Here is a 22,535-nt window from a genome sequence, read left to right on the forward strand (position 1 = left end):
CTTGCCATCTCTTAACTCGCTTCAACACACGCCCCTCTGTCTCCCTCTATCCCCCATTCTCATGCGTCTCCTCTGCCTCAGCAACGGTCATGGCGAAGACATCATCGCCCTCCGCATCCTTCAAGCGTTGCAACAGCATCCCGGTTGTCCCAAAATCGAAGTCCTGCCGATTGTAGGCGAAGGCCACGTTTATCAAAACGCCGGATTTCCGCTAATTGGTTCCGTCAAAGTGATGCCATCAGGTGGTTTCATTTACATGGACGGGCGACAGTTAGCACGAGACCTTCAAGGTGGATTGCTCAAGCTGACATTAGAGCAAATTAAAGCGGTGCGATCGTGGGCAAAAGAACACAAATCAGCGCTGATTTTAGCCGTGGGTGACATTGTGCCGATGCTGTTTGCTTGGACAAGCGGCGCACCCTTTGCCTTTGTTGGAACCGCCAAATCAGAATACTATTTGCGAGATGAGACCGGATGGTTGCCCCGCTCCTCCTGGTGGGACGATCGCATCGAACGATCAACCGGATGCATCTATCAACCCTGGGAACGTTGGCTGATGTCTCGTCCGCAGTGCAAGGCTGTTTTTCCGCGCGATCGCATTACTGCCGGCACGCTCCAACGCTTTAACATTCCCGCCTTCGATCTAGGCAATCCCATGATGGACGGCTTGGAGACGGACGACTCAGACTGGAGTGCCCCTGTTCTCCCTCCTTCCTCCTCCGTCCCTCCTCTCACCCTCGCCCTCATTCCCGGTTCCCGTCCGTCCGAAGTATTCGCCAACTGGGAACTGATTCTACAAGCCCTCAATGGCATCGTAGGAGAGCGCCCGGTCGCTTGCCTAGCGGCGATCGCGCCCCAACTCGATCTCGATGAACTTCATCACAAACTATTAGAGTATCGCTGGCAGCAAACGGATACCCATACTTATACGATTGGACTCGGTGATAAGAAATCAACGCTGGTACTAATGCCAGGACGCTTTGCAGAATGCATTGGAAGAGCCGATGTTGCGATCGCGATGGCCGGAACTGCCACTGAACAATTTGTTGGACTCGGAAAACCTGCAATCGCGATCGTAGGGGCAGGACCTCAGTTCACACCTGCCTTTGCGGAGGCGCAAACTCGTTTACTGGGAGCTTCTGTTACCTTAGTCGAGCAACCCAACCAAGTTAAAGGGGCTTTACGATCGCTGCTGAATAATCCTGATCGACTGAGCGCGATCGCAGAGAACGGGCATCGTCGTATGGGCAAACCTGGAGCCGCCAATCGGATTGCTCAATGTCTAATCCAGCAGATGCAGAAGTCGTAAATCAGGACTCTATTTTATGAAATTAGGATTATAGGGTCGGGGCTTTATGAGCGTTTCACAGAATGCCGAGAAGAGACCAAGCCCTGAAACGCTTTCACTAAATACCCAATCTGACCATAGCTGTAAACTAGGTTCTCAAAGCGTTGAGATGGACTGGTGACAAACTTCAAGGATTTATACAACCCTCGAATCAGCCGTTCACCACCGCGACGAAACTGACCGACTCCCGCCTCTCCAGCAAGTTGCTCTCGATAGCATTCGCTGATGCCTTGCCACCAACCCCGACTGAAAAACCAACGTCGCTTGACTCGTTCGGGAGCAACATGGTGCGCGACTAGCGCGTTTGGTAGATACGCTACTTGCCAGCCCGAATGGAGCGCTAGATTGGTCATGTGTAGTTCTTCATTAGAAAGCAAATTTTTGCCAACCCGCCCTAGATTAGGGTCAAACCCACCAATCTGCTCTAAAAACGCTCTGCGAATCGAATAGTTTAAGCCTCTGGGTGTGAGTCCGGGTTGAGTGATGTAAACCAGTGAATCGCCCAAATCATACGCTCCGAGGTTTCCGGCAAGCCCGTCTGAAAGCCAAACTGGAGCGGTGATCCCGTCTGTCCAAAGCAACGTGACTTTACCGCCCGCGATCGCTAACTTCTCATTCGCGTTATACGCCTCGTACAAGCTGCTTAGCCACATAGGGCTGGCGATCGCATCATCATCCAAATAAGCTAAAATCTCGCTCTGAGCGGCTTTTGCTCCTGTATTTCGCGCAACAGATAATCCGGTGACGGCTTCGTAAACGTACTTCACGCGAGCATCACTCTGCCGAGTTTCTACCACCTCACGCGTCTGATCTGTCGAAGCATTATCGACCACAATGATTTCAAACTCTGGGAAATCTTGCTGAAGCAAACTGTCGATCGCGAGCCCTAAATAGCGATCGCGGTTATGGGTGCAAATAATGGCTGACACCTTGGGTTGAAGCTTGGGTTGAAGCATAGCTGATCCCGGAAACACTGCCGTTAGTGTGGTCTACAGGACAGAGTACCCACGAACTCCCATTACTGCTCTTCCTTGAGGTGGCCGTGCATCACAACCAAGCTTTCAGACAGATGGTTGAGGCGATGTTCTAACTCTTGTTTGCGAGAGAGCAATTGGCGAAGTTTGTGATGACGCGCGATCGCAAGTCCAACACTTGGAACTTGCTCTGGAGGACAAGGCGTTGACCACACTTGACCATCAGCATTTAGCCCGCAGAGAAAGTATCCAGGTTTTGGCGTTTGAGAAGCGGTGTTGGCTTGGGGCGTCGCGCAAATTTCCTCGACATAGTTCAATAAGCGATCAGGTTCAGCATGACGCAGCACTGCTGGGTTAGACTCTGAACCAGTGGCACGAGACTCTAACCAACCGTCCACGATCGGGCCTTCTGCATATAAATCTTGAATGTCGCGCAGCACTTGAGCCAAATCGGTTTGCCATCCTTCTGTGATAGTCAACAGTTCCTTTAATAGACTTGAGGCGAGGGCAGGATTGGCGCTATTACGATGGCTTGTAAAGCTCGGCATCTTGAACTTCGGCAGATTCAAACTCTCTTTGGCCTCGGGCGCGGGATGAATAGGAGCGACAGAGGAAGAGGAATTTGACTCTACCGTTGAAGGTAACGCTTCAGCCTGAAGTGGGGGCATCTCCTCAGTTACAGCAGGTATAGTGGCAGGTAGCTTAGCGGCAGGTGATTTAGAGACTCTTGCTTGAACTTCAAAGGAGACGAGAGGAGCGGATGCATCGCTCGATTGAGGCGTGCGTGAAACGGTCGCTACGGCTGATTTCTGGCTAAGCTGGTTTAGGGTAGCTTCAATTCGTCTGAGATCTCGTTTCATGGGCATTCGTCTCCTCTCAAAGGGGCTGCTTTACATGAGTTCCACTCGATGACCACTATATGTTGCGTTGGAGTAGGATTGCAAGCGCAATCTGTAGCGGTTATTGTAGCGACTAATTTTATTTTCAGAAAATCTCTGGTGCAGATTGTACAATGCTTGAGCAACAAAATCCCTTCCATTCTGCCGATTCTAGCCATGCCAATCAGATTATCTTGGTGACTGGACCGACCAAATCGGGAAAAAGCGAATGGGCAGAACAGCTTGCCTTGAGGCAAGAACGAGAAACTGCTGCTCAAAAATCAGTCATCTATGTGGCAACGGCTCAAGAGAATCCGAGCGATCGCGAGTGGCAAGCCCGCCTTGACCTCCATCGACAACGCCGACCGACAAGCTGGAAAACGCTGTCGGTTGAAATTGAACTCGCATCCGTATTTCTATCTGCAACAGAAAATGACTGTCTGCTGATCGATTCTTTAGGAACGTGGTTAGCCAATGTAGTAGAGCAAGATGATGAAATTTGGCAACAAAACCTAAAGAATTTCTTGCAAAATTTAAGAAACGTGAAAAGCAATGTGATTCTAGTGTCAGAAGAAACAGGGTGGGGGGTCGTACCCGCTTACCCAATTGGCAGAACGTTTCGCGATCGCCTGGGGCATTTGACTCGCTGCGTAGGTGCGATCGCTGATACGGTTTACCTGGTTACTGGAGGACATGTTCTGAATCTGAGTCAGCTTGGTTGTCCGTTAGATCAACAGCTTTCTTAAACTTGAATCGTCAAAATTCAACAGTCATAAACGCTAGACAAGAGCGTATAGAGCAACGACTGTAGAACTGTAGATAGACCTGTAAATTCTTAAGTAGAAAAACTACCATTAATTACTTTCTTGCAGCTACAGAAATTAAGCTAAATGGAGAAATTAAAACGGTTTTGATACAAGCTTCTTTAATCTTTATTACTGACTGGAAGCGGTTCTAGCGCGATACCATAGAAGATAATGAGATGTAATTTACAGCTTACGCAGTTCTATAAAATGTGAAAGAGCGCGGCATAAATAGTGATTCTGTTGAGAATAGCTGTTCCGAGACTGCCATAAATTTTCAGACAAAATCACTCGACCCGGTGTAGTTGTTTATCTTCAAACAAATTATGGCATCTGAGCAACAAGTTAAACAGTATCTTGCCTACTGGTTGCAGTTAGGGAAGAAAGTAGTGGTTCGCAATGGGCAAGAGACAATTCAGCCCAAAACAATTATTGCGGGCGATCGCTACAGCCAAGAGGTTGAGGACATTTGGAATTTTGTGCGTTCGCCAGAATCGGGCGATTGCTACATCGAAGGAACAGAGCAACCCTTCAGCGAGCTTTTAAGTTCTGCCTGGGAGATTAATCCGTGTTCTCGGTGCGCGATGCCTGTGCCGATCCGAGCGGTTGGAATGCCGCCCGAAAGCTGCCCGTGTTTTGATCTGCCAAATTGGCCTGACACTGAGACGCCTCAGCCTAGAGATCCGGTCAGCACTCAAGCATTGTTGCTCAAGATCCGCGATCGCTTAAAGTCCAGTTCGTAGGGGTCAACCCTTAATGGTCAACTCTGGCAATAACCGTCTCGGAACGGCATACGTCCAGAAATCCTTGGCGAGTTGGGTGTTTGGAAAAATGGCACGCGCTTCATCAAGCAGATGATGAAGTTCTACCGGATTTCCTGGCGCATAGCGGGGGCTAAAATGAGTCAGAATCAAGGATTTCGCTTGCGCTCCTAAAGCAACTTGAGCGGCCATCGTTGAGGTCGAGTGCAGCCGTTGGAAGGCCATTTCTGCTTCTTGATGGGCAAAGGTCGCCTCGTGAATCACAACATCAGCATCTTCTGCCAGTTTGACCGCTGCATCACAATAGACCGTATCGGTACAGTAGACGACCTTTCGCCCAATTTCGGTCGGGCCACAGAGATCCTTACCATCGATCGTGCGTCCGTCAGCTAGAGTGACGCGATCGCCACGTTTCAATTGCCCATAAACAGGACCTGACGGAATGCCAAGGGCTTTTGCTTTATTCACGTCAAAATGCCCCGCCCGATCCTTTTCTTCAATGCGATAGCCAAACGCAGGCACACGATGCTTGAGCGGCAAGCATTTCACGGTAAATTCTTCATCTTCAAACACGACGCCAGGCTGTACCGTGTGAACCCGGATCGGGTAGGCGAAGCGGGTTTGAGAGTAGCGTCTAGAGGCTTTGAGATACTCATCTAAATCGGGTGGGCCGTAGATATCCACTTCTTCGACGTTTCCGGCGAGACCACAACTCGCTAACAGTCCCATCAAGCCAAAAATGTGATCGCCGTGCATGTGGGTCACAAAAATGCGGCGAATTTGACTCATGCGCAGATCACTCCGCAGGAACTGGTGTTGAGTGCCTTCACCGCAATCAAACAGCCAAATTTCGGAGCGCTGCGGGAGCCTCAACGCCACACTGGAGACATTGCGCGATCGTGTCGGAACGCCAGAGCTTGTGCCTAAAAACGTAATTTGCAACTCAAATTAACCCTGTGACTTCACATTCCTTATTATGGTGACACAGGAACCTTCGCTTCGGTAGTCCGGTCAAGGCATTCGGTCAGAACTGCTGCTCCCAATTTTTACGGAGTTAAGCAGGCGAGGCTCGAAACAACAGTAGTAAATCCTCAGAGCAGCGCCCAATTTAACTATGAATTTCTGATGAATACTGACGTTTGGCAGCGACTGGATGCTGCATAACAGCAGAACTAATGGTAGCTTTGTTGGAAAATTCGCATATATTAAGCGATGTTAGCAATTCGGTGGCTCGTGGCAACTTAATTCAGGTAGCAACCATTCTCTCTAATTACCCTGTAAGGACTGTTCAGAAGATGAAATTTCGTTCGCTCCTCCGGTTCTCTTCAACCCTGATCACCCCTCACAAAATTTGGTTAGCCGCTTTGATCTCGCTAGCCGCGATCGTACCGCCACCTGCCCGCGCCGCGAACTCTGTCATCTTGCGAGTGGCGATTCAGCAAAACGTTGCTCAGGTGAATGTTGGAAGCTCTGTTGATGCACGAGTGTTAGACGCCTCGAATCAGACGCTAGGCAAAATTCAAGGTATGAATGGCTTTGCGGCTCAGGCAAAAAATGGAGGGGTGGCCCTCGATCGGTGGCAAGGCAACGCGATCCGGATTCAGCCAGATGATCCCAACGGTGTGGTTTGGATTGGCGATCGCTGGTATCGCGGCAGTGTTGCGATCGTGCCAACGGGCAAGGGGCTAACGGTAATCAACTACGTCGATTTGGAGCATTATCTCTTTAGCGTGTTGGGCAGCGAGATGAGTGGCAGTTGGCCTCAAGAAGCGCTGAAAGCTCAAGCGGTAGCGGCTCGTAGCTATGCTTTGTATGAGCGAGAAGGGTCGAGAAGTCAACTGTTCGATCTCGGAAATACTGCCGGATGGCAAGTTTATGGCGGGGTGCAAACTGAATCGGGCGGTACTCAAGCAGCAGTGGGGGCGACCGCTGGGCAAGTGCTAATCAGTAATAGCCGAATCATCAATGCCGTGTTCCACTCATCTGCAGGCGGCTGTACTGACAAATCTGAGGAGATTTGGGTTCAAGCGTTACCGTATCTTCGCGGCACTAAGGATCAGTTTGATGAAGGATCGCCAGTTAATGTGTGGTCTAAGCCAGTTAGCGCGAGTCAACTGGGCAGCTTTGGGGTAGGAAATGTCCAGAGCATCACTCCGACCAAAAAAACCTCGAACTGCGGGCGTATTAAAGAAGTTGAAATTGTAGGGGATCGGGGTCGGCGAGTCCGGGTTAGTGGAGATACTTTCCGCGATCGCTTAGGTCTCAAAAGCACTTACTTAACTCAAATTTCGCCGCAAGTGGTTGCCAGTTCAAAGGGCAATACTAAGTCAACCTCGACTGGTTTTGTGATCAACGGTCGCGGATTTGGTCATGGATTAGGCATGAGCCAATGGGGAGCCTATAATATGGCACGTCAGAATTTGAATTATCGGCAAATTCTCGGTCATTACTACCAAAACACAGCGCTTTCCACCATTGATGTGAAGTAATTCGATGTGAAGTAATTCGACGTGAAGTGAGGATTGCCCTCACCCCCAACTCCTCTCCCACGGGAGAGGGGAGCTGATATTCTGCTCTTGTTCCCTCTCCGGTGGGAGAGGGCTAGGGTGAGGGTAAGTCTGCCAAACAATCAGCCTCTCCCCTCTAATCTTTCTCGCCATTCAGCATCAATTCGATCGGCTTGCTCGCTCTCTTGTTCAATCAAATTAGTTTCGGTGCTGTAGATTAGGTCTTCATCTCGAATCACCGTTTCAGCCGCAAATTGTTGAGCAAAAGCAAGCTTCTGCTCTAGAAGCGGATCGGCTTGCGCGAGTTGATGCGATCGCAGTTCTCGTTCGTTATTTCTCGCTTGAATTTTGCGATTTCTCCATTGCAGCCAGAAGTAACGAATCAGCGGAATTCCTAAGAATGCAACGCTGTAACCCAGGGAAATTACCGCGATCGCTTTGACAAATGTGAGAGCGCCGCCGGAGATCGCAACACCGCCGACCCATACATTCAGCACACCTGCTAATACTAATAAGACGCAACCGAGAACGATCGCCGTGATCTTCTGTCCGCTGCTGGCTTGAGTAAATCGCCAGAGGGCTTCTCTCAAAAATGGAGGAATGGCTCGCGATTTCGTCTTCTCTACGACTGTCGTTTGCAGCGAGGGAAAGTGATAGACCAACTGCCCGTCTGGACTCACTTCTGGGCGTCCATCAAACCGGGTCAGCACAGGCAACATATATTGCTCATACTCCTGATCAAACCCTTGACCGACATCATCCAAGTAAGGCGAGATCTGTTCAGCAATGACGGCTCCTCGATTGTTGCGAATGACTGTTCCTATAGTTCTCCAGCGTCGCTCTTCTAAATCGGCATTGGGATTACCATCCCCAAACAGAAACGAATAAATCGATTCTAGAAAATTCAAATTACCAGACTGAGACTCTTTGCGTCTGTAATGGTCGGTGTAGTTGGGATAGAAGATCCAGCCAAAGTCTGGGAAAAACCAGAAGCCCCCGCCGCCACCGCCACCAAAATCGATGCCGCCACCGTCATTGTCGTCTCGCCCCGCTGCCGATGCCGCGATCGCCAAAATCACAAGGGCTGCGATCGCCAGCACAATCAGCAACACTAATACAATTCCAAACGAAATCCGAATTAAGTAAAATAAAACGCGCCATACTTTCTCCCACCATTCTTTGAGGCGCAAGCGAAAATATTTATTGCGAAGAACCTCGCGAAAATTTTGAGGAAATTGATAAACAACATCGCCCGATTCTGCCACTTGCAGATGTCCGCCCGCTTCGGAGGCTAACGCTAACAGTCCTTGCTGTGCCAAATTGACATCTAGCCCAGCTTGAGCGGCGATATCTCCGGCAGTTACACGATAATCAAGCCGCTCGACAGCCCTAAGAATGGCTGGATCTGGGGCAGGAGTCATGGTCATTGGCATTCCTCCACATAACATTAGATTCGAGTTGCCTGATCTCCAGTATAGATTTTCGAACTAGCAGTCTGTTAAATTACCCCTTTCGCGGTATCGTCAGAGAACGCTACACTAATTAAGCGTCTGAATGCCGCATAACAAGCTGTTTTCAATTTGTTACAGAGCCAACTATGTCTAGATCGCAACGCAACGATAACTTCATTGATAAAAGCTTTACGGTGATGGCAGATCTGATTTTGAAGGTCTTTCCTGCCAGCCGCAAAGAGAAAGTCGCCTTTGCTTATTACCGTGATGGCATGTCCGCTCAAGCAGATGGCGAATATGCAGAAGCGCTAGAAAATTACCATGAAGCGCTGAAGCTAGAAGAAGACGGCAACGATCGCAGCTATATCCTTTACAACGTTGGTCTAATTCATGCCAGTAATGGTGAGCATGAAGAAGCATTAGATTATTACCATCAAGCGATCGAGGAAAATCCTCGCTTGCCGCAAGCGATTAATAACATTGCAGTGATTTATCACTACATGGGCGAAAAAGCGGAAGAAGAAGGCCAAACGAAGGAAAGCGAAGAATTCTTCGATAAAGCGGCAGAGTATTGGAAACGCGCGATCGTGCTTGCTCCCAACAACTATATCGAGGCTCAGAACTGGCTCAAGACCACAGGTCGCTCTGGAATGGATATCTATTTCTAGCGTTGTGTGTCCAAGAAGTCGTCTAACCCCATATCTTTATGATCGATCGCGAACAGGTTCAAAAAGTCGCCCATCTGGCTCGTCTTCAACTTACGTCTGAAGAGGAAGAGCAATTTACGACTCAACTCAACGATATTCTCGATTATTTTGAGCAATTGAGCGAACTCGATGTTGCTGATGTTGCGCCGACAACCCGAGCGATCGATGTCAGTAATGTAGTGCGCCCAGACCATCACCAAACGTATGCAGAGCGCGAAGCGTTGCTAGAGAATGCGCCCGATCGCGATGGTGAATTCTTCAAAGTGCCAAGGATTGTGACGGGCGAGTAGGTCAACGTTGAGTACTTGCAATTCCTTGAGGTATTGTGTTGTCTCGCTCAGACCTACGATCGCTCGTTTGGTTCAGACATCGGACAAAAACCAGCGATCGCACAGAACAGATCTTCTAAATGGCGGGAGAAGGTTAAATCTATGGGCGAGCACTTCTCCAACGCCGAATCATTGCCGTACCTGTTAAGAAAAGCAATGCTCCGATCGCAAGAAAACCAACATCCCAAAGAATGTAATTACTGTCAGAACGGACATGATGAATGCCGAGAATCTGATGATCGATTAAACCTTCAATAACATTAAATGCTCCAGCACCCATTAAGATTGCCCCAAGGAATGGTTGAGCAGATTTAGGCATATCAGTTTGCTGATGAGTTTGCCATAAAGTCACAACGCCAGTGAGTACAAAAACATAAGACAGCAGATGAAATAATCCATCGGCTAACGTATTAACTTTCACATCATCTAAACTAAGCATTGGGCGAACATTGGATAGTAGATGATGCCATTGCAGAATTTGATGCAGCACAATGCCATCAAAAAACCCTGCAAATCCAAGTCCCAAAAGAATTCCAGCCGCAATTAATCGCTTTGGCAGATCCTGAGTCTGTGTTGCGTTTGAAGTGAGAGATGTTGTCTTCATTGTTTAATTCTGGAAACCTACTTCAGGGTATTGGGGCTGAAATGATTCACCGTCTACCTTAAGGCGTTGACTCGTTCAATTCTCTTCAAAAGTTGCGCTGTGATCAGATTTTCTTGAATTGATACGCCCCCTCTTTTGCGCCCCATACTTGTTTGCCATTCGCGTCATAACCGCGATCGTAGGTATTCATTCGATTGCGTTCGAGTTCAATATAGTTGGTAACACGCACGGCTCCCCGAACATTAGAAGGACAGCCATTAATCGGAGTTCTCCCAATATAGGCGTCTCCAGATTGCTTTAAGAAGACCGCACAAGTTGGTTTGCCCACATCTTGAAGTTGCACAACTCGCGCAGATTCAGGGCGATTACACAGACCGATCCATCGAGTTGCTTCGGCAGGACGAAACGATAGCGATCGCACACTCCCATTTGCGGCATTAGGTGAAAGTTGCAAAAACCGCTGCCGATAAGGTTTCCCAAACTGAGCCGCGCCTGAATTTTGCGCCGCATTAATGGCTTGTTCTTGATAGAGATAAACAGATTTGGGATCTGACACCCCTTTCACTGACACAGCACAGGTTGTCATTTGAACATTTGCAATCTTGGGATTAGCGGCAGACTGCTCCGCCGTACTCATCACTCCAATCAAACGATTAGACACCTCTCGAACCTGCTGCTCGGGAGAAAGCACGTCTACTGCATACCCCGCGTTTGAGATCGCTAGACAACCAAAACTTGCCAAAAGTAGAGGGAATCTCATTGCTCCTTCACCCCAAAACTAGAATTAATCGCCTTGGTGAATTGTTCTACTCTAGGACGAATTCTTCTTCCATAGTGGAGATCAGAACAATCCGAAATGGTCGGTAAGATAGGGACATGCCGATCAGCCTCTAAAATCACGGAGAAGAGACTATGGACATTAACTGTGCCGAAATGTGCCAAAACGGATGTGTTCTAGGAGATCAATGTCCCAATCTTGAGTACAAAGAGCAAACCTCGCAGTTCATCAGCGACACACCTCTAGATAAGCTGCTAGAGATGGCAGACGAAGCGGTACGCAAAAAAGCACGAGAGCGAGCCTCGGCTCCGCCTCAATGGATCTTGCCAGAAGACTAAATCGCCAGTGTCGATCTGTTGTATATCGTGTTTGCTATCCAAGACTTACGCACTAGGTGACCTCGTAACCCTGACCTCAAACGACACGAATCTATTGGTCACCACACTGAACCTGGACTTAACTACGCAACCAAGATTTGTCACGACACAGACCTTGTTGGTTCTCACAAAAACCCCGTTGGTTACTACACGAACCCCGTTGGTGACCACACGAATCCAATTTGCCACGACAGAAACCTCGTTGGTCCAGACAGATGCCCTGCAACATCTGCGGTGGTTCGTGTAAGTCCTGCATATCGATAGTAGAAACAGATCGACATCTTTGAATGATGACAGTTAGCGCGAGATGCAACTCCATCGAAATCGATGATATCTTTAACTAGGCAGATACACAGCCATTTTGCCAGGTGTCCTACAGTTGCGATCGACCTCCTTAGGCACTGCACTACCCTGGATGAAGAAGCCTTTTGATCGACTTTGATCGACAATGAATACTCAATCTCGAAATCCTGTCGTATTGGTTCATGGGATTACCGACACGGCTGCCATTTTCAAATTATTGACTACACGATTAGAGCAATTAGGCTGGACAGTTTATAGTCTGGATCTGATTCCTGCCAATGGCGATCGCACCCTCGATTTTCTAGCTCATCAGCTCGCTGATTTCGTCGATAGAATCTTGCCAAACAACCAACCTTTTGATTTGATTGGCTTCAGCATGGGCGGGCTAGTGAGCCGGTACTATGTACAGCGCTTGGGAGGCATCAAGCGGGTGCAGCGCTTTGTTACCATTTCGTCCCCTCATAATGGAACGCTAGTTGCTTACCTTTCGGGGCGTCCAGGATGTCTACAGATGCGCCCTCAAAGCGCCTTTCTCAAGGATCTCGAGCGGGACACAGCCATGCTGGAGGCCATCAATTTCACGTCGATTTGGACGCCGCTAGACACGATAATTCTGCCTGCCCGGAGTTCTGAGCTACCCGTCGGGCAAAACATTCAGGTTCAAGTGCCGCTTCACGCTTGGATGGTGACTGATTCTAGAGCTTTTGATGCCATCTATCAGAGCCTAAATGCACCGGTTCTATCGGCGCTTCAAGAGCCAACAAGGTAATTTCTAAGCGCGATTGGCTCTGCCAAGCTCCGAAGGATCGCCAATCTGGGCAAACTCGCGATCGCCAAAAATTGCCGAATGGCGAGCGTAATACTTGTACTCCATGAGATTAAAAAACGGATCGACCAAGAAAAACGTCCGGTGTTCGAGGGGCGTGCCGACAAACCGCTGCTTCGATTTCTGATAGAACGACAATTGCTTTTGCTGTGCCCGTTCCAGGAGCTTCTGCCAATCCGACTCATCGGTGAATACCAACCCAAAATGACGAGGATAAATCCCGCGTTGAGTCGTCAATACCTCATCTGTAACATGAGCAACTAACTGATGACCGTACAAATTCAGAATGACAGAATGCTCGTTTTCTCGCCCTAAGCCACAGCCCAATCCATCGACATAATATTTCTTTGTTTGCGAAATATCGTTTACCGGAAAGGAAAGATGAAACAGTGTTGGCGACATAGAAAAATAAAGATGAACGGCAAGGTAGAGAGTGTCAAAATAATTATGGCGAATTTCCAATAAAGCAATGTCAGAGCTTATGCAAATTCCGACGGCGATCGACTGGCTAGTTGCAATCGTACTCAATTCTTCTCTGCTAGGAGTTGCGGCTGTTGCGCCTAAAAAACTTCTTACGCCTGCCGGATTGGCTCACGCGTGGATTTTAGGTGTTTTGGTCTGGGTCTGCCTCGGTTGGCAAGGCTACCTGCTGGTGATGTTTTATTTTCTAGCAGGGTCGAGCGTGACATTCATTGGCAAAGCGCAGAAAGAAGAACTCGGCATTGCAGAGGCGCGATCGGGCGCACGTGGGCCGGGCAATGTTTGGGGTTCAGCTTTGGTTGGAGCCACCTGTGCGATCGGCGTTTTGTATCTGACCGTGCAACAGCAGCACCTCGATTGGATTCCGCTATTGCTGCTCGGATTTGTGGCAAGTTTTTGCACAAAACTCTCGGATACGTGCGGGACAGAAATTGGTAAAGCTTATGGACAACGCACATTTTTAATCACGACTTTAAAGGCGGTGCCACGGGGAACAGAAGGCGCGATCAGTTTAGAAGGAACACTAGCTGGAGTCGTCGGATCGATTGCGATCGCAGGGGTGGGTTGGGCAGTAGGATTGATTTCCCCAATCGGAATTTTGTATTGTGCGATCGCGGCGTTTGTGGCAACGACGGTAGAAAGCTTGATTGGAGCCACTGTTGAAGACAAAATCCCGTTTTTGACACACGATATCGTCAATATTGTGAACACCCTGATAGGTGCGATCGTGGCGATTTTATTGGGACTAATTTGGGTTTGAGTTGTTGATTTGGTATTGGTTCGTAGAGACGCGACATATCGCGTCTCTAGCGGCCTTATGGACTGGCGTAACGGCGTAGGAACTGTTCTAAGGGTTCCAATTTGAAACCATATACGGATTCGATTCGCGCTACTTCTTCTGGCGTTATGTAGAATTCGTTGGCTAACAATGTCCGTAGCGTCCCTAGCGATTCTTTGCCGCCTGAATTAAGCATCCCAATAGCAGTTCGGAGGCCATCGAACACAAATAAAGGCGGGTTGATGACAATGGGTTCACGATTAAAAATGCGCCCAAAAATCTGAGGAACGGCTTGGCGCTGCAAGATTTCTGGCCCACCAATTGCAAAAATTTGATTGCGAGCAGCTTCGGTGGTAGGAGACGCGATCGCAATGCGGGCTAAATCATCGGTGCTGACAATAGAAGAACGGCTCTGCGGATCGCCAACTAGCAAATAAATTCCGGTACGCTGAAATTGCTTGGCTAACGAAATTAGGTTTGAGGCAAATCCTGAGGGACGAAGAATCGTGTAGTTAAGTCCGCTCGCTTGTAAATACTTCTCAACTTCCCACTTCGCTTTAAACGTTAGCGCATCCTCATAGCCGCGATCGACACCTAACACCGAGATAAACACAAAATGCTGGACGCCATGTTCTTTCGCTGCATCGATTAAGTCAATGTTGGCGCGATAGTTGAGCGCCTCACTTGCGCCCCCATGAGCGCTGATAACATATTGAACCCCTTGAACGGCTCTTTCAATGTCGCGCGATCGCGTCAACTCTCCAATAAAAATTTCCGCTCCTCGGTTCTCAAGTTCAGAATAGTCCGACATTAATCGAACCAACGCACGAACAGGTGACTCCTGTAATCTCAGTTGCCGTACGATGCTACGTCCTAATTGTCCGGTCGCTCCAGTCACGAGAAACATAATAATTCGCTGTAATTGATCGTTAACTAACGCTAACAATTTAAGCCAACTATTTCTCTAGAATTCTACAATCACGGGCGTATGGTCGCTCGGCTGTTCGAGCTTGCGGGGTTCTTTATCGATGCGGCACGCGATCGCACGCTGATACAACTCTGGTGTTAGGTAATGATGGTCAATGCGCCAGCCTGCATCACGTCGAAACGCCGCCGAGCGATAATCCCACCAGCTAAAGTGCCCGCCTTCAGCCGTAAATTTGCGAAACACGTCTGACAACCCAAGCTCCAGCACATTTCTCAAGGCATCTCGTTCAGCATCGGTTGCCATCACTTGCTTTTCGCGGCCTTTCGGGTTGTGAATATCAATATCTTCTAGGGCAATGTTGAAGTCGCCGCACACGAGCAGACTAGGCGATGTTTCCAACAGCGTTTGCAAATACTCTCGCAGCACTTTAAGCCAGTGCAATTTATAAACATACTTATCGCTGTCTAACGCCGAACCGTTAGGAACGTACAAATTGACAACTTGAATTCCATCTATAACGCCCGTAATGACCCGCTTTTGCTCGTCTAAATCACCGACCAAACTCTCAGGCAGTACTGCCCCAAACCCCATTTGAACCTTCTCCAGCGGAGATCGACTCAGTAGCGCCACGCCGTTATAACTCTTCTGCCCATAGAAATAGCTGTGATATCCCACCTCAGTAAAGGCAGCCTGCGGAAACAAATCATCCGGGACTTTCGTTTCCTGTAAACACAGCACATCCACAGAACTCGACGTTAACCAGTCCGTAACATGGGCAAGGCGCGTGCGGATAGAGTTGACGTTCCAGGTTGCAATTTTCATTCAGAAGGTAGGGCAGGGGGAAACTAGAGGCACTGACCCGGACTAGCATTCTAGAGAAGAAAGCGACTCAAGGAAATAGCGCCCGACAATCTTTCATTTCACTCCTACTCTTGCAAAAAGGCTCCACAATCTAAGCAAGACCGCAGATCTTGCGTTCTTCGCATGTGGGAGCAGTGCGAATCCAATGCCGTTTTAGAATTGGGTGTCGGAGCAGGAATACTAGCTAACGGAATCCGACAAACTCGGCTCGGCTCCAAAGCAGTGCCTATCTTAGGTGGTCTTTGTGAACGCGCGGGAGAAGGATTAACGCTAGTTGAAATGGATGGGTCTAACTGAATCTGAATATTAGGCCCAGAGCGAGCTAAGCGGATAATCATGCCATCTTGAACAGGCACTTGAACGATCCGTTTGCCGTCTAGATAAGTTCCATTCGCGCCCAAGCTCATGACTTGCCAAACAGAATCGATCTGCTGCACCTCGACATGATAGCGAGACACAACGGCACTGTAGAGCACAACATGATTGTCCGTCGAGCGTCCAATTCGCAGGATCGGCTCCGTCTCAAACGTCCAATGTTGAACCGGGGTTAATTGATCGGGATGCAGCAGGGTTAGTGTAATCACACTGGCACAGCAGAAGCTCTGATGGGGATTCCGTTTCTCTTATACCCAAAATTTGCGGTTTAATCCCGCTCCGGTCTCCCCTCTTCTCAAAGCTTCACGCCATTTGAAACAAAAAGGTCACTTTATCGCCTTTGCCAAGCGCGATGCGGTCGCCCGATCGTAACCGATGACGATTGCCCATTGCCAATGGCACATTGTTGATATACGTGCCATTCGAGCTGCCAACATCCTCAATGTAGTAGGCATCTCCTTCCGCACGAATATCAGCATGGATGCGAGACACAATTTCCGAGTCGGGATAGCCTGAGACATCAATATCTGGCGGAATGCGATCGTTGGGTTTGCCAATGTGAATCACGGGCAGCCCCGGCGGCAGTTCAATCACATTCGTAGTTTGCAGGTGCAGCAGACGAGCAGAAAATTGCTGTAGCTGAGTCGCGGTTGCGGAAACTGGGTTGACTGGAGGTGAAGCCATGTCTGGAGGAGCTTGCTGGGCTGGAGCAGTGGGCGCGGTTTCGTCCGGGTTTTCGGCACTAGGAGAGTGAGGAAACACGAGCGAATCAGGCGTTACTAACGGATCAAGCATGACGGGTTCAGGCGGAATTGACTGTGGATCGGGCGTTTCAGAAGGGGTAGGCATCGCGGAAGTTCCTGCTACGGTTTTTAAGTTGACGCCGCACTGTCCACAAAAACTAGCATCGGTTTGCACAGATGCTCCACAGTTTGGACATTTCATTGTGGCGGGAAGGGGCGTATAGCACGCCTCACACTGAACTGCTCCAGAAGGGTTTGGGTGATTGCAATTAGGACAAACAAGCATGGAATGTGGTGTAGTCTGTAAGTCAAAAAAGTGGGAAACTCAGACGTCAGAGGCACTAGTGGGTACTTCACTCGCTACGGATGGGAATCCGCATAGGACAGACATGAAATTCGCCACGAGTACAACTTATATTTCCTCTCCAAGTAAATCATGAGAAGTTTTTTCCGGCAGATTGGTCGAGCAACCACCAGAGTTCACCTTGGGGTTGAATGAGACGCGATGGGTAATTCATCGCATCGGCATCGGGTGCAAAAATTTGGGAAAGGGCATGTTGCTTATTCTCGCCTGCCACCATAAATAAGACGGTGCGGGCATGGTTGATTAGGGGAGCGGTGAACGTAATCCGAGGCTGTCCGTCTTTATTGCCGACGGTGATCAGGCGCTCTCTGACTTTGAGGGCGTCTGTTCCTGGAAATAGTGAGGCGGTGTGAGCATCATCGCCAATCCCCAACAAAATCACATCAAAGGCGGGAAACTCTCCGGGTTCTATTTGAAAGAAGGTTTGGATATCTGCCTCATGGCTTTGAGCCGCGATCGCCGGATCGGCTTCATTCGTCAGCATCGGATGAATATTCTTGGCTGGAATTGGAACTTTATCTAACCAAGCAAGCCGTGCCATCCGATAGTTACTATCTTCGTGGGTTGGGGGCACGTATCGTTCATCGCCCCAGAAGACGTGTAGCTGATCCCAAGGTAAATCTTGCTCGGCTAGTTTTTCGTATAGAGGCTTTGGTGTGCTACCGCCAGAGAGGGCGATCGTCGCAATACTGCGATGTGCGATCGCGTCGTTTAACTTTTCTAAAACCAACTCTAGCGATCGGTCAACGAGAGCCGCGAGATCGGGCAAAACTTCAACGTGTCTATCCATGCTGTTAGGGTTAATCACTCCACCTGTCAGCATAGGAGAAGATTGGCAATTACTCGGCTCTCTTTAGACGCATGTGAGAAGTTAATTCTTCAGCCTGGTTTCGCCGCAATCATGTTGACACTGATGAGAGTGTCTAATAAGCGCATATTACTACAATCGCTAAACAGTCCAAATTCATCTACAGTCACGCAGTTAATAAATCCTACTTCTTGCAAATAGGATGCTAAGGTCTCTGGATCAAAACCAACACGATGCACATCATATTCATTCATATGTCCACCAAACATGATTCGCATAACGTGGTGACGTTGCAGTAGATCAAGTGCAGGATTCATGTATAGCCAGCACAAAACTTGCAGATTAGGAACGCTAACCATCAGTTTTCCGCCTGGTTGTAGAACTCGGAACCACTCTGAAAGAGTTCTTAGCAGTTCGTTATTAAGCCCATAGTGAAAGTGTTCCAAAATATGGCTGGCGTAGATGCTCTCCACCGAATTATCTAAGAACTGGCTCAAATCGGCAGCGTCAGAGATTATGTCCACTTCTGGACGCTCTTCGATGTCTACAATCTTCCAGTCTGGATGAGCTTCTTTACCGCCAAGGTGTAGCTTTATTGGGGACATGGGGGGCAACCTCGCTAATTTGTTAGATAGAGTTCCCACATTTGCTCATCAATTCTTGCTACATAGATGAACTAATATTGCAGTCTTTCTACTACATTACGATCGCTGATAAATCTCTCACATTTACTGAGCAGGGTAGTTCTTTCAGAGTTATGCAAAGCAGGAATCGCAAAGGCAGCTTTTCTAGGACAATCGCAAGCCTAGATAGTGCTGATCGAGTACGCTCGAACTGCTGTATCGACTGTCGCGATCGTTAAACCATTCTGCAAAGCCTGACAGATTAGAATCCTATCAAATGGATCGCGATGCAGGGGTGGTAGCTCAGCAAGTTGAGCAACGCTGCGTTCATCGAGGGTCAGGCTGGCAATTTGATGACGATCGCGCTGCCTTGGTAGATAGGCTTCGGGCGATTCTGGAAGCGGCAGTTTGCCTAACTGATACTTGATCATGGACTCCCAAACCGAAACAACGCTTAGGTATACTTCGTTGTTTGAATCACGGATGACTTCTCGAACACCGCTTGACAATTGCCTGTCACCACTGATGAACCACAGGAAAATGTGCGTGTCCAGCAGAATTTTCATTCATCCTCGAATGCGCTTAAAATATCCTCTGGCAAAGGCGCGTCAAAGTCATCAGAAACGGTAAACTCTCCTGCACATAGACCGAATGGGCGCGGCTGTGGGCTGATAGGTGAGCCTGCGTTTGGCTGAGATTCGGTTTGAATCTGATGCAAAATAAATTTGACCAGTTCTAGCTTATCTTTCGTTGGTAGCTGATGAATTTGTTCCTTCAAATCCTGTGACAACACGACAATAACCTAGTTAGTGGTTGTCTTTAGTTTAATTGCATTTCTGCTTTACTACGATCGCTGATAAATCTCCCACATTTGCTGATAAGCGGTTTCCATGTCACGGGTGAATTGCTTGGCATTCCAGAGCGGGGCAGTTTGGCGCGATCGCATCAAGTCCCAATGAATCTTCTGACGCAGTGCGGCCTCTTTGCCTAATCGCACGCCCCATTCAACATATTCTTCATTGCTCCAAGCAATACCCTCGCTAATGCCTGCATTTACCATCATGGTGTAACTATTACGAGCGGCAAATTGTTCACCTACACGAGTCACAAGCGGAATACCCATCCACAGGGTTTCTAGCGTGGTGGTTGCACCGTTGTAGGGGAAGGTATCAAGAACGACATCTGCGATCGCTAAGTTCGCGCGATGTGCCGCTTCTATAGACGCCTCCGATAGAAACCGTAATCGATCGATCGAGACACCAATTTCTTCGGCAAGCTCTACAAAGAAGCTCTTGAGAGAAGACTGATCAGACGCTCCTTTAATGAGGAAATAGCTATTAGGGACGGCTTTAATAATTTGCATTTGCAGTCTAGCCGTTTCTGGATGTCGTTTGTGTCCTCTCTGAGCGCTAAGAAACACTACAGCATCCGTCGGAATTTCTAAATCAGTTCGTCGTAAGGTTGGTACATCTACTTCAAAGCCATCAACTGCAATGTAAGTCTGAGGCAATCGCCAAATTTTCTCAGAATAGTAGCTTTGAGCAGATTCGGGCAGCACATAAGGATCGGCAATGTAGTAATCGATCGCAGGAACACCAGACCCATCCCAACCTAACCAACTAACTTGTACAGGCGCAGGTTTAAGCGCCATCACTGCACAGCTAATATCTAAAGTAATACTATCGAGATCGATTAGAATATCAATTTCGTCATCGTGGATTGTATCAGCAATGGAGAAGCTATCGACTTTGCTATCAAGATCAATTTGTCGCGCTTTATCCATGCTGCTGATATACCAGTTGTGAAGCTCATCATTCTGTTTAGGAATGACAAAATAGCCGTGGAGTTGAAACTGGTCTCGATCGTGGTGTTGCATTAGCCACCGAGCCAACCAACCAACAGAGTGTCGGCACATGCAATGAGACAAGTAGCCAATTTTTAAGCGTCGAGATGACGAATGGACTCTAAGCGAGTGGCGCTGTTGATAGCGTTCGACTTGGGCTTTTTGAGATAGCTGAATCGACTCTTGGCACAACGATGTCAACTGATTTTGCAACTTGCGAGATTGATCTGGCTGATCTGAGAAGTAAGGCAGATAGTAAGCAGAATTAAATAACCGAAGCGTGTAGCCTATATCCATCGCTTTGAGATCGTTTAGCGTGAGAGAAGCTAAGAGGTGTTGATGGGTTTGCCATGCCTCGATCGCTTGCTGCCATCGCCCGCTTGCAGACATCAAACCACGGATTAAAAGATGATGAGCAAACAGCTTTTCTGGAAGATTATTTGTTAAGTCGTAGCATTGTTGAGCGGCGTCGATGCCTTTGTTAAAGTGACCTGCGTTTTGAGCAAGGGGCGCTAAATAGCTGAGGAGTTCTGTATTGGTGGAATCTAGACGTAGACAAAGTTCTAAAAGCTGAATTGCGAGATCAACACAGTGCATTGAATGAGCAACATTGAATGCAATTCCGGCGACGATGTTTTTCAGCTCTTGAGGGTCTTGGATTTGCGGCAAACAAGCTTCAGTAAATTCTAGAACAAGCGGATCAGGGCACAGTGTGTTTAATACACTACTTAATGCTTGAAGTAATAGAGTAGAATCAACACTGCGATCTCGTTGGGCACGAAGTAGAGGAATGGCATTCCACTCGACACAATTTTCTGTAGTTAGTGTTTCTAGCGTCTGGCTTAGCAGAATTAGATGCAGAACGTTTTCTACCCGATCTGGGCAAATTTCTCGTATGTGTTGGCGAATGCACCATGCTACCAAATAGTCTTGTAAAGTTTCGCGACGCTCTGCCTCAGTTTGCAAAATCGCTATTAGTTCTGCTGTCCACGGTTCGATTTGGTCGGGTTCGCCATCTGCAATTCCCATAAACCAAGTCGTTTGCGCTTCAGCTTCTAATCCTTGAAGCAACAGGAATAAGCCGAGATGCCAGTAATGAGATTTAACAGTTGGATCGACTTCTAATGCTTGTTCGTAGAAGGTTGCAGCTTGAGTGTAGGCTCCCTGCACGAGATAGTTGTAAGCTTGCTGTTGCCAATCAATGGAATGAGTCAAGGGGGTAATGACATTCATAGTTCACAGAAAGTTGAAAAGTGGAAGCTAAATTCAGCCCAAGATGCGTAGGTCTTCTCAGAGTGCCCAAAAACTAAAAGAGTGGATAGCTCACACTACCCACTCTCAAAAAAGCTAAAGAATGTAACTGAATACTCAAGCAGCGATCGCAATTAACCCCTATGGATGTTACAGAGCTTCATAGTCAGTTGGACAAGTAGGAGGCGTTCCATCAGTTGTGCCAGTGACGGTTTGAGCGCCTGTAGGAAACCCCGTAACACCTTTTGCTTTTGTAGCTTCGCACAACCTAACCAAAGTTGTAGCTTCGCTTGTTGCAGAAATGCTTCCCTGCTGAACTCCACCAACATATGCCTTGATTGCGTTCGTGATAGGCTGTGCTTGATTCGTTACAAGCGTAGCAACGGTCGCAGATGTGCCTGCTCCAGATTTACCACCACCTGAAATCGTGTATTTGTAGTTGGTGGTCTCAGTCGCAACACCAAGACCGAGCTTACCGAAGTCTTCAGCACTCGAACTAGCAAAAGCGCCTTTCTCCATGTACAGCGCTTGCTGAGCGCGGTTCATTGAACCGACTGTTGTTTTTGCTTCAGATTGCTTTGCTTTGTTAGCTTGGTTCAAGAACGCAGGCAGAGCAATAGCCGACAAAATACCGATGATGATGATAACGACCAACAGTTCGATCAGGGTAAAACCACCGTCTTTCTTCTTGAGGTTTAGGTGTTGTAGAAACTTTGCAGTTAGTTCAGATTTCATTGAAATTTCTCCTTAAAAGGTGCGGATGTGTTGAACTTCTAACGCCTGAACATAACTTGCCCACAGCGATCGCATTTCATATCACTTGCCGCTAAGAAAC

General features: G+C 48.2%; 26 protein-coding genes. 9 read left to right on the plus strand and 17 right to left on the minus strand.

All coding sequences use genetic code 11. The features are described from left to right. Positions 1-61 precede the first annotated feature (61 nt). Positions 62-1,309, plus strand: coding sequence for a lipid-A-disaccharide synthase-related protein (locus AC5I6P_RS17520; protein WP_495695065.1), 1,248 nt, complete (start codon positions 62-64; stop codon positions 1,307-1,309). A gap of 44 nt (positions 1,310-1,353) precedes the next feature. On the opposite strand, the gene AC5I6P_RS17525 is transcribed toward AC5I6P_RS17520, so the two are convergent. Both AC5I6P_RS17525 and AC5I6P_RS17530 read right to left on the minus strand, forming a co-directional pair. Then, positions 1,354-2,304, minus strand: coding sequence for a glycosyltransferase family 2 protein (locus tag AC5I6P_RS17525; RefSeq protein ID WP_495695066.1), 951 nt, complete (start codon positions 2,302-2,304; stop codon positions 1,354-1,356). Between the two features lie 62 nt (positions 2,305-2,366). Next, complete coding sequence (locus AC5I6P_RS17530; protein WP_495695067.1) at positions 2,367-3,188, minus strand: hypothetical protein; 822 nt, start codon at positions 3,186-3,188, stop codon at positions 2,367-2,369. 146 nt (positions 3,189-3,334) lie between these two features. Here AC5I6P_RS17530 and cobU point away from each other — a divergent pair, with 146 nt between their 5' ends. Together cobU and AC5I6P_RS17540 are read left to right on the plus strand one after the other, a co-directional pair. Further along, on the plus strand, positions 3,335-3,946 hold the full coding sequence (cobU, locus tag AC5I6P_RS17535; protein WP_495695068.1) for a bifunctional adenosylcobinamide kinase/adenosylcobinamide-phosphate guanylyltransferase: 612 nt from the start codon (positions 3,335-3,337) through the stop codon (positions 3,944-3,946). A 383-nt stretch (positions 3,947-4,329) separates the two neighbouring features. Further along, entirely contained in the window at positions 4,330-4,746 is a 417-nt protein-coding gene (locus AC5I6P_RS17540; protein ID WP_495695069.1) for a hypothetical protein, read from the plus strand. 3 nt (positions 4,747-4,749) lie between these two features. On the opposite strand, the gene AC5I6P_RS17545 is transcribed toward AC5I6P_RS17540, so the two are convergent. Beyond that, on the minus strand, positions 4,750-5,706 hold the full coding sequence (locus tag AC5I6P_RS17545; RefSeq protein WP_495695070.1) for a ribonuclease Z: 957 nt from the start codon (positions 5,704-5,706) through the stop codon (positions 4,750-4,752). Positions 5,707-6,059: 353 nt separating this feature from the next. Between AC5I6P_RS17545 and AC5I6P_RS17550 the strand changes: the two genes are divergently transcribed. Continuing rightward, positions 6,060-7,253, plus strand: a complete 1,194-nt coding sequence (locus AC5I6P_RS17550) for a SpoIID/LytB domain-containing protein (RefSeq protein ID WP_495695071.1) — start codon at positions 6,060-6,062, stop codon at positions 7,251-7,253. A 140-nt stretch (positions 7,254-7,393) separates the two neighbouring features. Here the strand turns inward: AC5I6P_RS17550 and AC5I6P_RS17555 are convergent, their stop codons facing one another. Then, complete coding sequence (locus AC5I6P_RS17555) at positions 7,394-8,698, minus strand: hypothetical protein (RefSeq protein WP_495695072.1); 1,305 nt, start codon at positions 8,696-8,698, stop codon at positions 7,394-7,396. Positions 8,699-8,868: 170 nt separating this feature from the next. Here AC5I6P_RS17555 and AC5I6P_RS17560 point away from each other — a divergent pair, with 170 nt between their 5' ends. Both AC5I6P_RS17560 and gatC read left to right on the plus strand, forming a co-directional pair. Continuing rightward, on the plus strand, positions 8,869-9,390 hold the full coding sequence (locus tag AC5I6P_RS17560; protein WP_495695073.1) for a photosystem I assembly protein Ycf3: 522 nt from the start codon (positions 8,869-8,871) through the stop codon (positions 9,388-9,390). 38 nt (positions 9,391-9,428) lie between these two features. Then, the gene (gene gatC, locus AC5I6P_RS17565; protein WP_495695074.1) at positions 9,429-9,719 is read left to right on the plus strand and encodes an Asp-tRNA(Asn)/Glu-tRNA(Gln) amidotransferase subunit GatC; all 291 of its coding nucleotides are present in this window, start codon (positions 9,429-9,431) and stop codon (positions 9,717-9,719) included. A gap of 139 nt (positions 9,720-9,858) precedes the next feature. On the opposite strand, the gene AC5I6P_RS17570 is transcribed toward gatC, so the two are convergent. Both AC5I6P_RS17570 and AC5I6P_RS17575 read right to left on the minus strand, forming a co-directional pair. Beyond that, complete coding sequence (locus tag AC5I6P_RS17570; protein WP_495695075.1) at positions 9,859-10,362, minus strand: DUF2243 domain-containing protein; 504 nt, start codon at positions 10,360-10,362, stop codon at positions 9,859-9,861. A gap of 103 nt (positions 10,363-10,465) precedes the next feature. Beyond that, on the minus strand, positions 10,466-11,122 hold the full coding sequence (locus AC5I6P_RS17575) for a chromophore lyase CpcT/CpeT (RefSeq protein ID WP_495695076.1): 657 nt from the start codon (positions 11,120-11,122) through the stop codon (positions 10,466-10,468). A 152-nt stretch (positions 11,123-11,274) separates the two neighbouring features. Between AC5I6P_RS17575 and AC5I6P_RS17580 the strand changes: the two genes are divergently transcribed. Beyond that, positions 11,275-11,478 carry a hypothetical protein gene (locus AC5I6P_RS17580; RefSeq protein ID WP_495695077.1) on the plus strand — a complete coding sequence of 68 codons (204 nt, stop codon included), beginning with the start codon at positions 11,275-11,277 and terminating at the stop codon, positions 11,476-11,478. Positions 11,479-11,965: 487 nt separating this feature from the next. Then, positions 11,966-12,589 carry an esterase/lipase family protein gene (locus tag AC5I6P_RS17585; RefSeq protein WP_495695078.1) on the plus strand — a complete coding sequence of 208 codons (624 nt, stop codon included), beginning with the start codon at positions 11,966-11,968 and terminating at the stop codon, positions 12,587-12,589. Between the two features lie 3 nt (positions 12,590-12,592). Here AC5I6P_RS17585 and AC5I6P_RS17590 read toward each other — a convergent pair whose 3' ends face one another. After that, positions 12,593-13,048 (minus strand): VOC family protein, encoded by a 456-nt coding sequence (locus tag AC5I6P_RS17590; protein WP_495695079.1) that lies wholly within the window; start codon positions 13,046-13,048, stop codon positions 12,593-12,595. Between the two features lie 67 nt (positions 13,049-13,115). Between AC5I6P_RS17590 and AC5I6P_RS17595 the strand changes: the two genes are divergently transcribed. Then, positions 13,116-13,886: a TIGR00297 family protein gene (locus AC5I6P_RS17595; protein ID WP_495695080.1), complete on the plus strand. Its 771-nt coding sequence runs from the start codon at positions 13,116-13,118 to the stop codon at positions 13,884-13,886. Between the two features lie 55 nt (positions 13,887-13,941). On the opposite strand, the gene AC5I6P_RS17600 is transcribed toward AC5I6P_RS17595, so the two are convergent. The 10 genes from AC5I6P_RS17600 to AC5I6P_RS17645 all read right to left on the minus strand — a co-directional run bounded on the left by AC5I6P_RS17600 (position 13,942) and on the right by AC5I6P_RS17645 (position 22,435). After that, positions 13,942-14,811, minus strand: coding sequence for an SDR family oxidoreductase (locus AC5I6P_RS17600; RefSeq protein ID WP_495695081.1), 870 nt, complete (start codon positions 14,809-14,811; stop codon positions 13,942-13,944). Between the two features lie 57 nt (positions 14,812-14,868). Then, positions 14,869-15,654: an exodeoxyribonuclease III gene (xth, locus tag AC5I6P_RS17605; RefSeq protein ID WP_495695082.1), complete on the minus strand. Its 786-nt coding sequence runs from the start codon at positions 15,652-15,654 to the stop codon at positions 14,869-14,871. Between the two features lie 104 nt (positions 15,655-15,758). Beyond that, entirely contained in the window at positions 15,759-16,277 is a 519-nt protein-coding gene (locus tag AC5I6P_RS17610) for an FHA domain-containing protein (RefSeq protein ID WP_495695083.1), read from the minus strand. Between the two features lie 94 nt (positions 16,278-16,371). Beyond that, complete coding sequence (locus tag AC5I6P_RS17615; protein ID WP_495695084.1) at positions 16,372-17,097, minus strand: double zinc ribbon and FHA domain-containing protein; 726 nt, start codon at positions 17,095-17,097, stop codon at positions 16,372-16,374. A 148-nt stretch (positions 17,098-17,245) separates the two neighbouring features. Further along, on the minus strand, positions 17,246-17,965 hold the full coding sequence (pgl, locus tag AC5I6P_RS17620) for a 6-phosphogluconolactonase (protein WP_495695085.1): 720 nt from the start codon (positions 17,963-17,965) through the stop codon (positions 17,246-17,248). 89 nt (positions 17,966-18,054) lie between these two features. Further along, a complete protein-coding gene (locus AC5I6P_RS17625) occupies positions 18,055-18,588 on the minus strand; it encodes a class I SAM-dependent methyltransferase (protein WP_495695086.1) in 534 nt (177 codons plus the stop codon). A 200-nt stretch (positions 18,589-18,788) separates the two neighbouring features. Next, positions 18,789-19,172: a type II toxin-antitoxin system VapC family toxin gene (locus AC5I6P_RS17630; protein ID WP_495695087.1), complete on the minus strand. Its 384-nt coding sequence runs from the start codon at positions 19,170-19,172 to the stop codon at positions 18,789-18,791. Beyond that, positions 19,169-19,399 carry a type II toxin-antitoxin system Phd/YefM family antitoxin gene (locus AC5I6P_RS17635; protein WP_495695088.1) on the minus strand — a complete coding sequence of 77 codons (231 nt, stop codon included), beginning with the start codon at positions 19,397-19,399 and terminating at the stop codon, positions 19,169-19,171. The genes AC5I6P_RS17630 and AC5I6P_RS17635 overlap by 4 nt, the downstream gene beginning before the upstream one ends. 51 nt (positions 19,400-19,450) lie before the next feature. Further along, positions 19,451-21,682 (minus strand): O-linked N-acetylglucosamine transferase, SPINDLY family protein, encoded by a 2,232-nt coding sequence (locus tag AC5I6P_RS17640; protein ID WP_495695089.1) that lies wholly within the window; start codon positions 21,680-21,682, stop codon positions 19,451-19,453. A gap of 168 nt (positions 21,683-21,850) precedes the next feature. Further along, the gene (locus AC5I6P_RS17645; protein ID WP_495695090.1) at positions 21,851-22,435 is read right to left on the minus strand and encodes a type IV pilin-like G/H family protein; all 585 of its coding nucleotides are present in this window, start codon (positions 22,433-22,435) and stop codon (positions 21,851-21,853) included. Between the last annotated feature and the right edge of the window lie 100 nt (positions 22,436-22,535).

It is taken from the genome of Myxacorys sp. (assembly GCF_059501405.1).

What these genes read in the sequence shown, in the direction of transcription:
- AC5I6P_RS17520 (WP_495695065.1), top strand. Translation starts at nt 62, where the DNA reads ATGCGTCTCCTCTGCCTCAGCAACGGTCATGGCGAAGACATCATCGCC.
- AC5I6P_RS17525 (WP_495695066.1), bottom strand. Translation starts at nt 2,304, where the DNA reads ATGCTTCAACCCAAGCTTCAACCCAAGGTGTCAGCCATTATTTGCACC.
- AC5I6P_RS17530 (WP_495695067.1), bottom strand. Translation starts at nt 3,188, where the DNA reads ATGCCCATGAAACGAGATCTCAGACGAATTGAAGCTACCCTAAACCAG.
- cobU (WP_495695068.1), top strand. Translation starts at nt 3,335, where the DNA reads ATGCTTGAGCAACAAAATCCCTTCCATTCTGCCGATTCTAGCCATGCC.
- AC5I6P_RS17540 (WP_495695069.1), top strand. Translation starts at nt 4,330, where the DNA reads ATGGCATCTGAGCAACAAGTTAAACAGTATCTTGCCTACTGGTTGCAG.
- AC5I6P_RS17550 (WP_495695071.1), top strand. Translation starts at nt 6,060, where the DNA reads ATGAAATTTCGTTCGCTCCTCCGGTTCTCTTCAACCCTGATCACCCCT.
- AC5I6P_RS17555 (WP_495695072.1), bottom strand. Translation starts at nt 8,698, where the DNA reads ATGACCATGACTCCTGCCCCAGATCCAGCCATTCTTAGGGCTGTCGAG.
- AC5I6P_RS17560 (WP_495695073.1), top strand. Translation starts at nt 8,869, where the DNA reads ATGTCTAGATCGCAACGCAACGATAACTTCATTGATAAAAGCTTTACG.
- gatC (WP_495695074.1), top strand. Translation starts at nt 9,429, where the DNA reads ATGATCGATCGCGAACAGGTTCAAAAAGTCGCCCATCTGGCTCGTCTT.
- AC5I6P_RS17570 (WP_495695075.1), bottom strand. Translation starts at nt 10,362, where the DNA reads ATGAAGACAACATCTCTCACTTCAAACGCAACACAGACTCAGGATCTG.
- AC5I6P_RS17575 (WP_495695076.1), bottom strand. Translation starts at nt 11,122, where the DNA reads ATGAGATTCCCTCTACTTTTGGCAAGTTTTGGTTGTCTAGCGATCTCA.
- AC5I6P_RS17580 (WP_495695077.1), top strand. Translation starts at nt 11,275, where the DNA reads ATGGACATTAACTGTGCCGAAATGTGCCAAAACGGATGTGTTCTAGGA.
- AC5I6P_RS17585 (WP_495695078.1), top strand. Translation starts at nt 11,966, where the DNA reads ATGAATACTCAATCTCGAAATCCTGTCGTATTGGTTCATGGGATTACC.
- AC5I6P_RS17590 (WP_495695079.1), bottom strand. Translation starts at nt 13,048, where the DNA reads ATGTCGCCAACACTGTTTCATCTTTCCTTTCCGGTAAACGATATTTCG.
- AC5I6P_RS17595 (WP_495695080.1), top strand. Translation starts at nt 13,116, where the DNA reads ATGTCAGAGCTTATGCAAATTCCGACGGCGATCGACTGGCTAGTTGCA.
- AC5I6P_RS17600 (WP_495695081.1), bottom strand. Translation starts at nt 14,811, where the DNA reads ATGTTTCTCGTGACTGGAGCGACCGGACAATTAGGACGTAGCATCGTA.
- xth (WP_495695082.1), bottom strand. Translation starts at nt 15,654, where the DNA reads ATGAAAATTGCAACCTGGAACGTCAACTCTATCCGCACGCGCCTTGCC.
- AC5I6P_RS17615 (WP_495695084.1), bottom strand. Translation starts at nt 17,097, where the DNA reads ATGCTTGTTTGTCCTAATTGCAATCACCCAAACCCTTCTGGAGCAGTT.
- pgl (WP_495695085.1), bottom strand. Translation starts at nt 17,965, where the DNA reads ATGGATAGACACGTTGAAGTTTTGCCCGATCTCGCGGCTCTCGTTGAC.
- AC5I6P_RS17625 (WP_495695086.1), bottom strand. Translation starts at nt 18,588, where the DNA reads ATGTCCCCAATAAAGCTACACCTTGGCGGTAAAGAAGCTCATCCAGAC.
- AC5I6P_RS17630 (WP_495695087.1), bottom strand. Translation starts at nt 19,172, where the DNA reads ATGAAAATTCTGCTGGACACGCACATTTTCCTGTGGTTCATCAGTGGT.
- AC5I6P_RS17640 (WP_495695089.1), bottom strand. Translation starts at nt 21,682, where the DNA reads ATGAATGTCATTACCCCCTTGACTCATTCCATTGATTGGCAACAGCAA.
- AC5I6P_RS17645 (WP_495695090.1), bottom strand. Translation starts at nt 22,435, where the DNA reads ATGAAATCTGAACTAACTGCAAAGTTTCTACAACACCTAAACCTCAAG.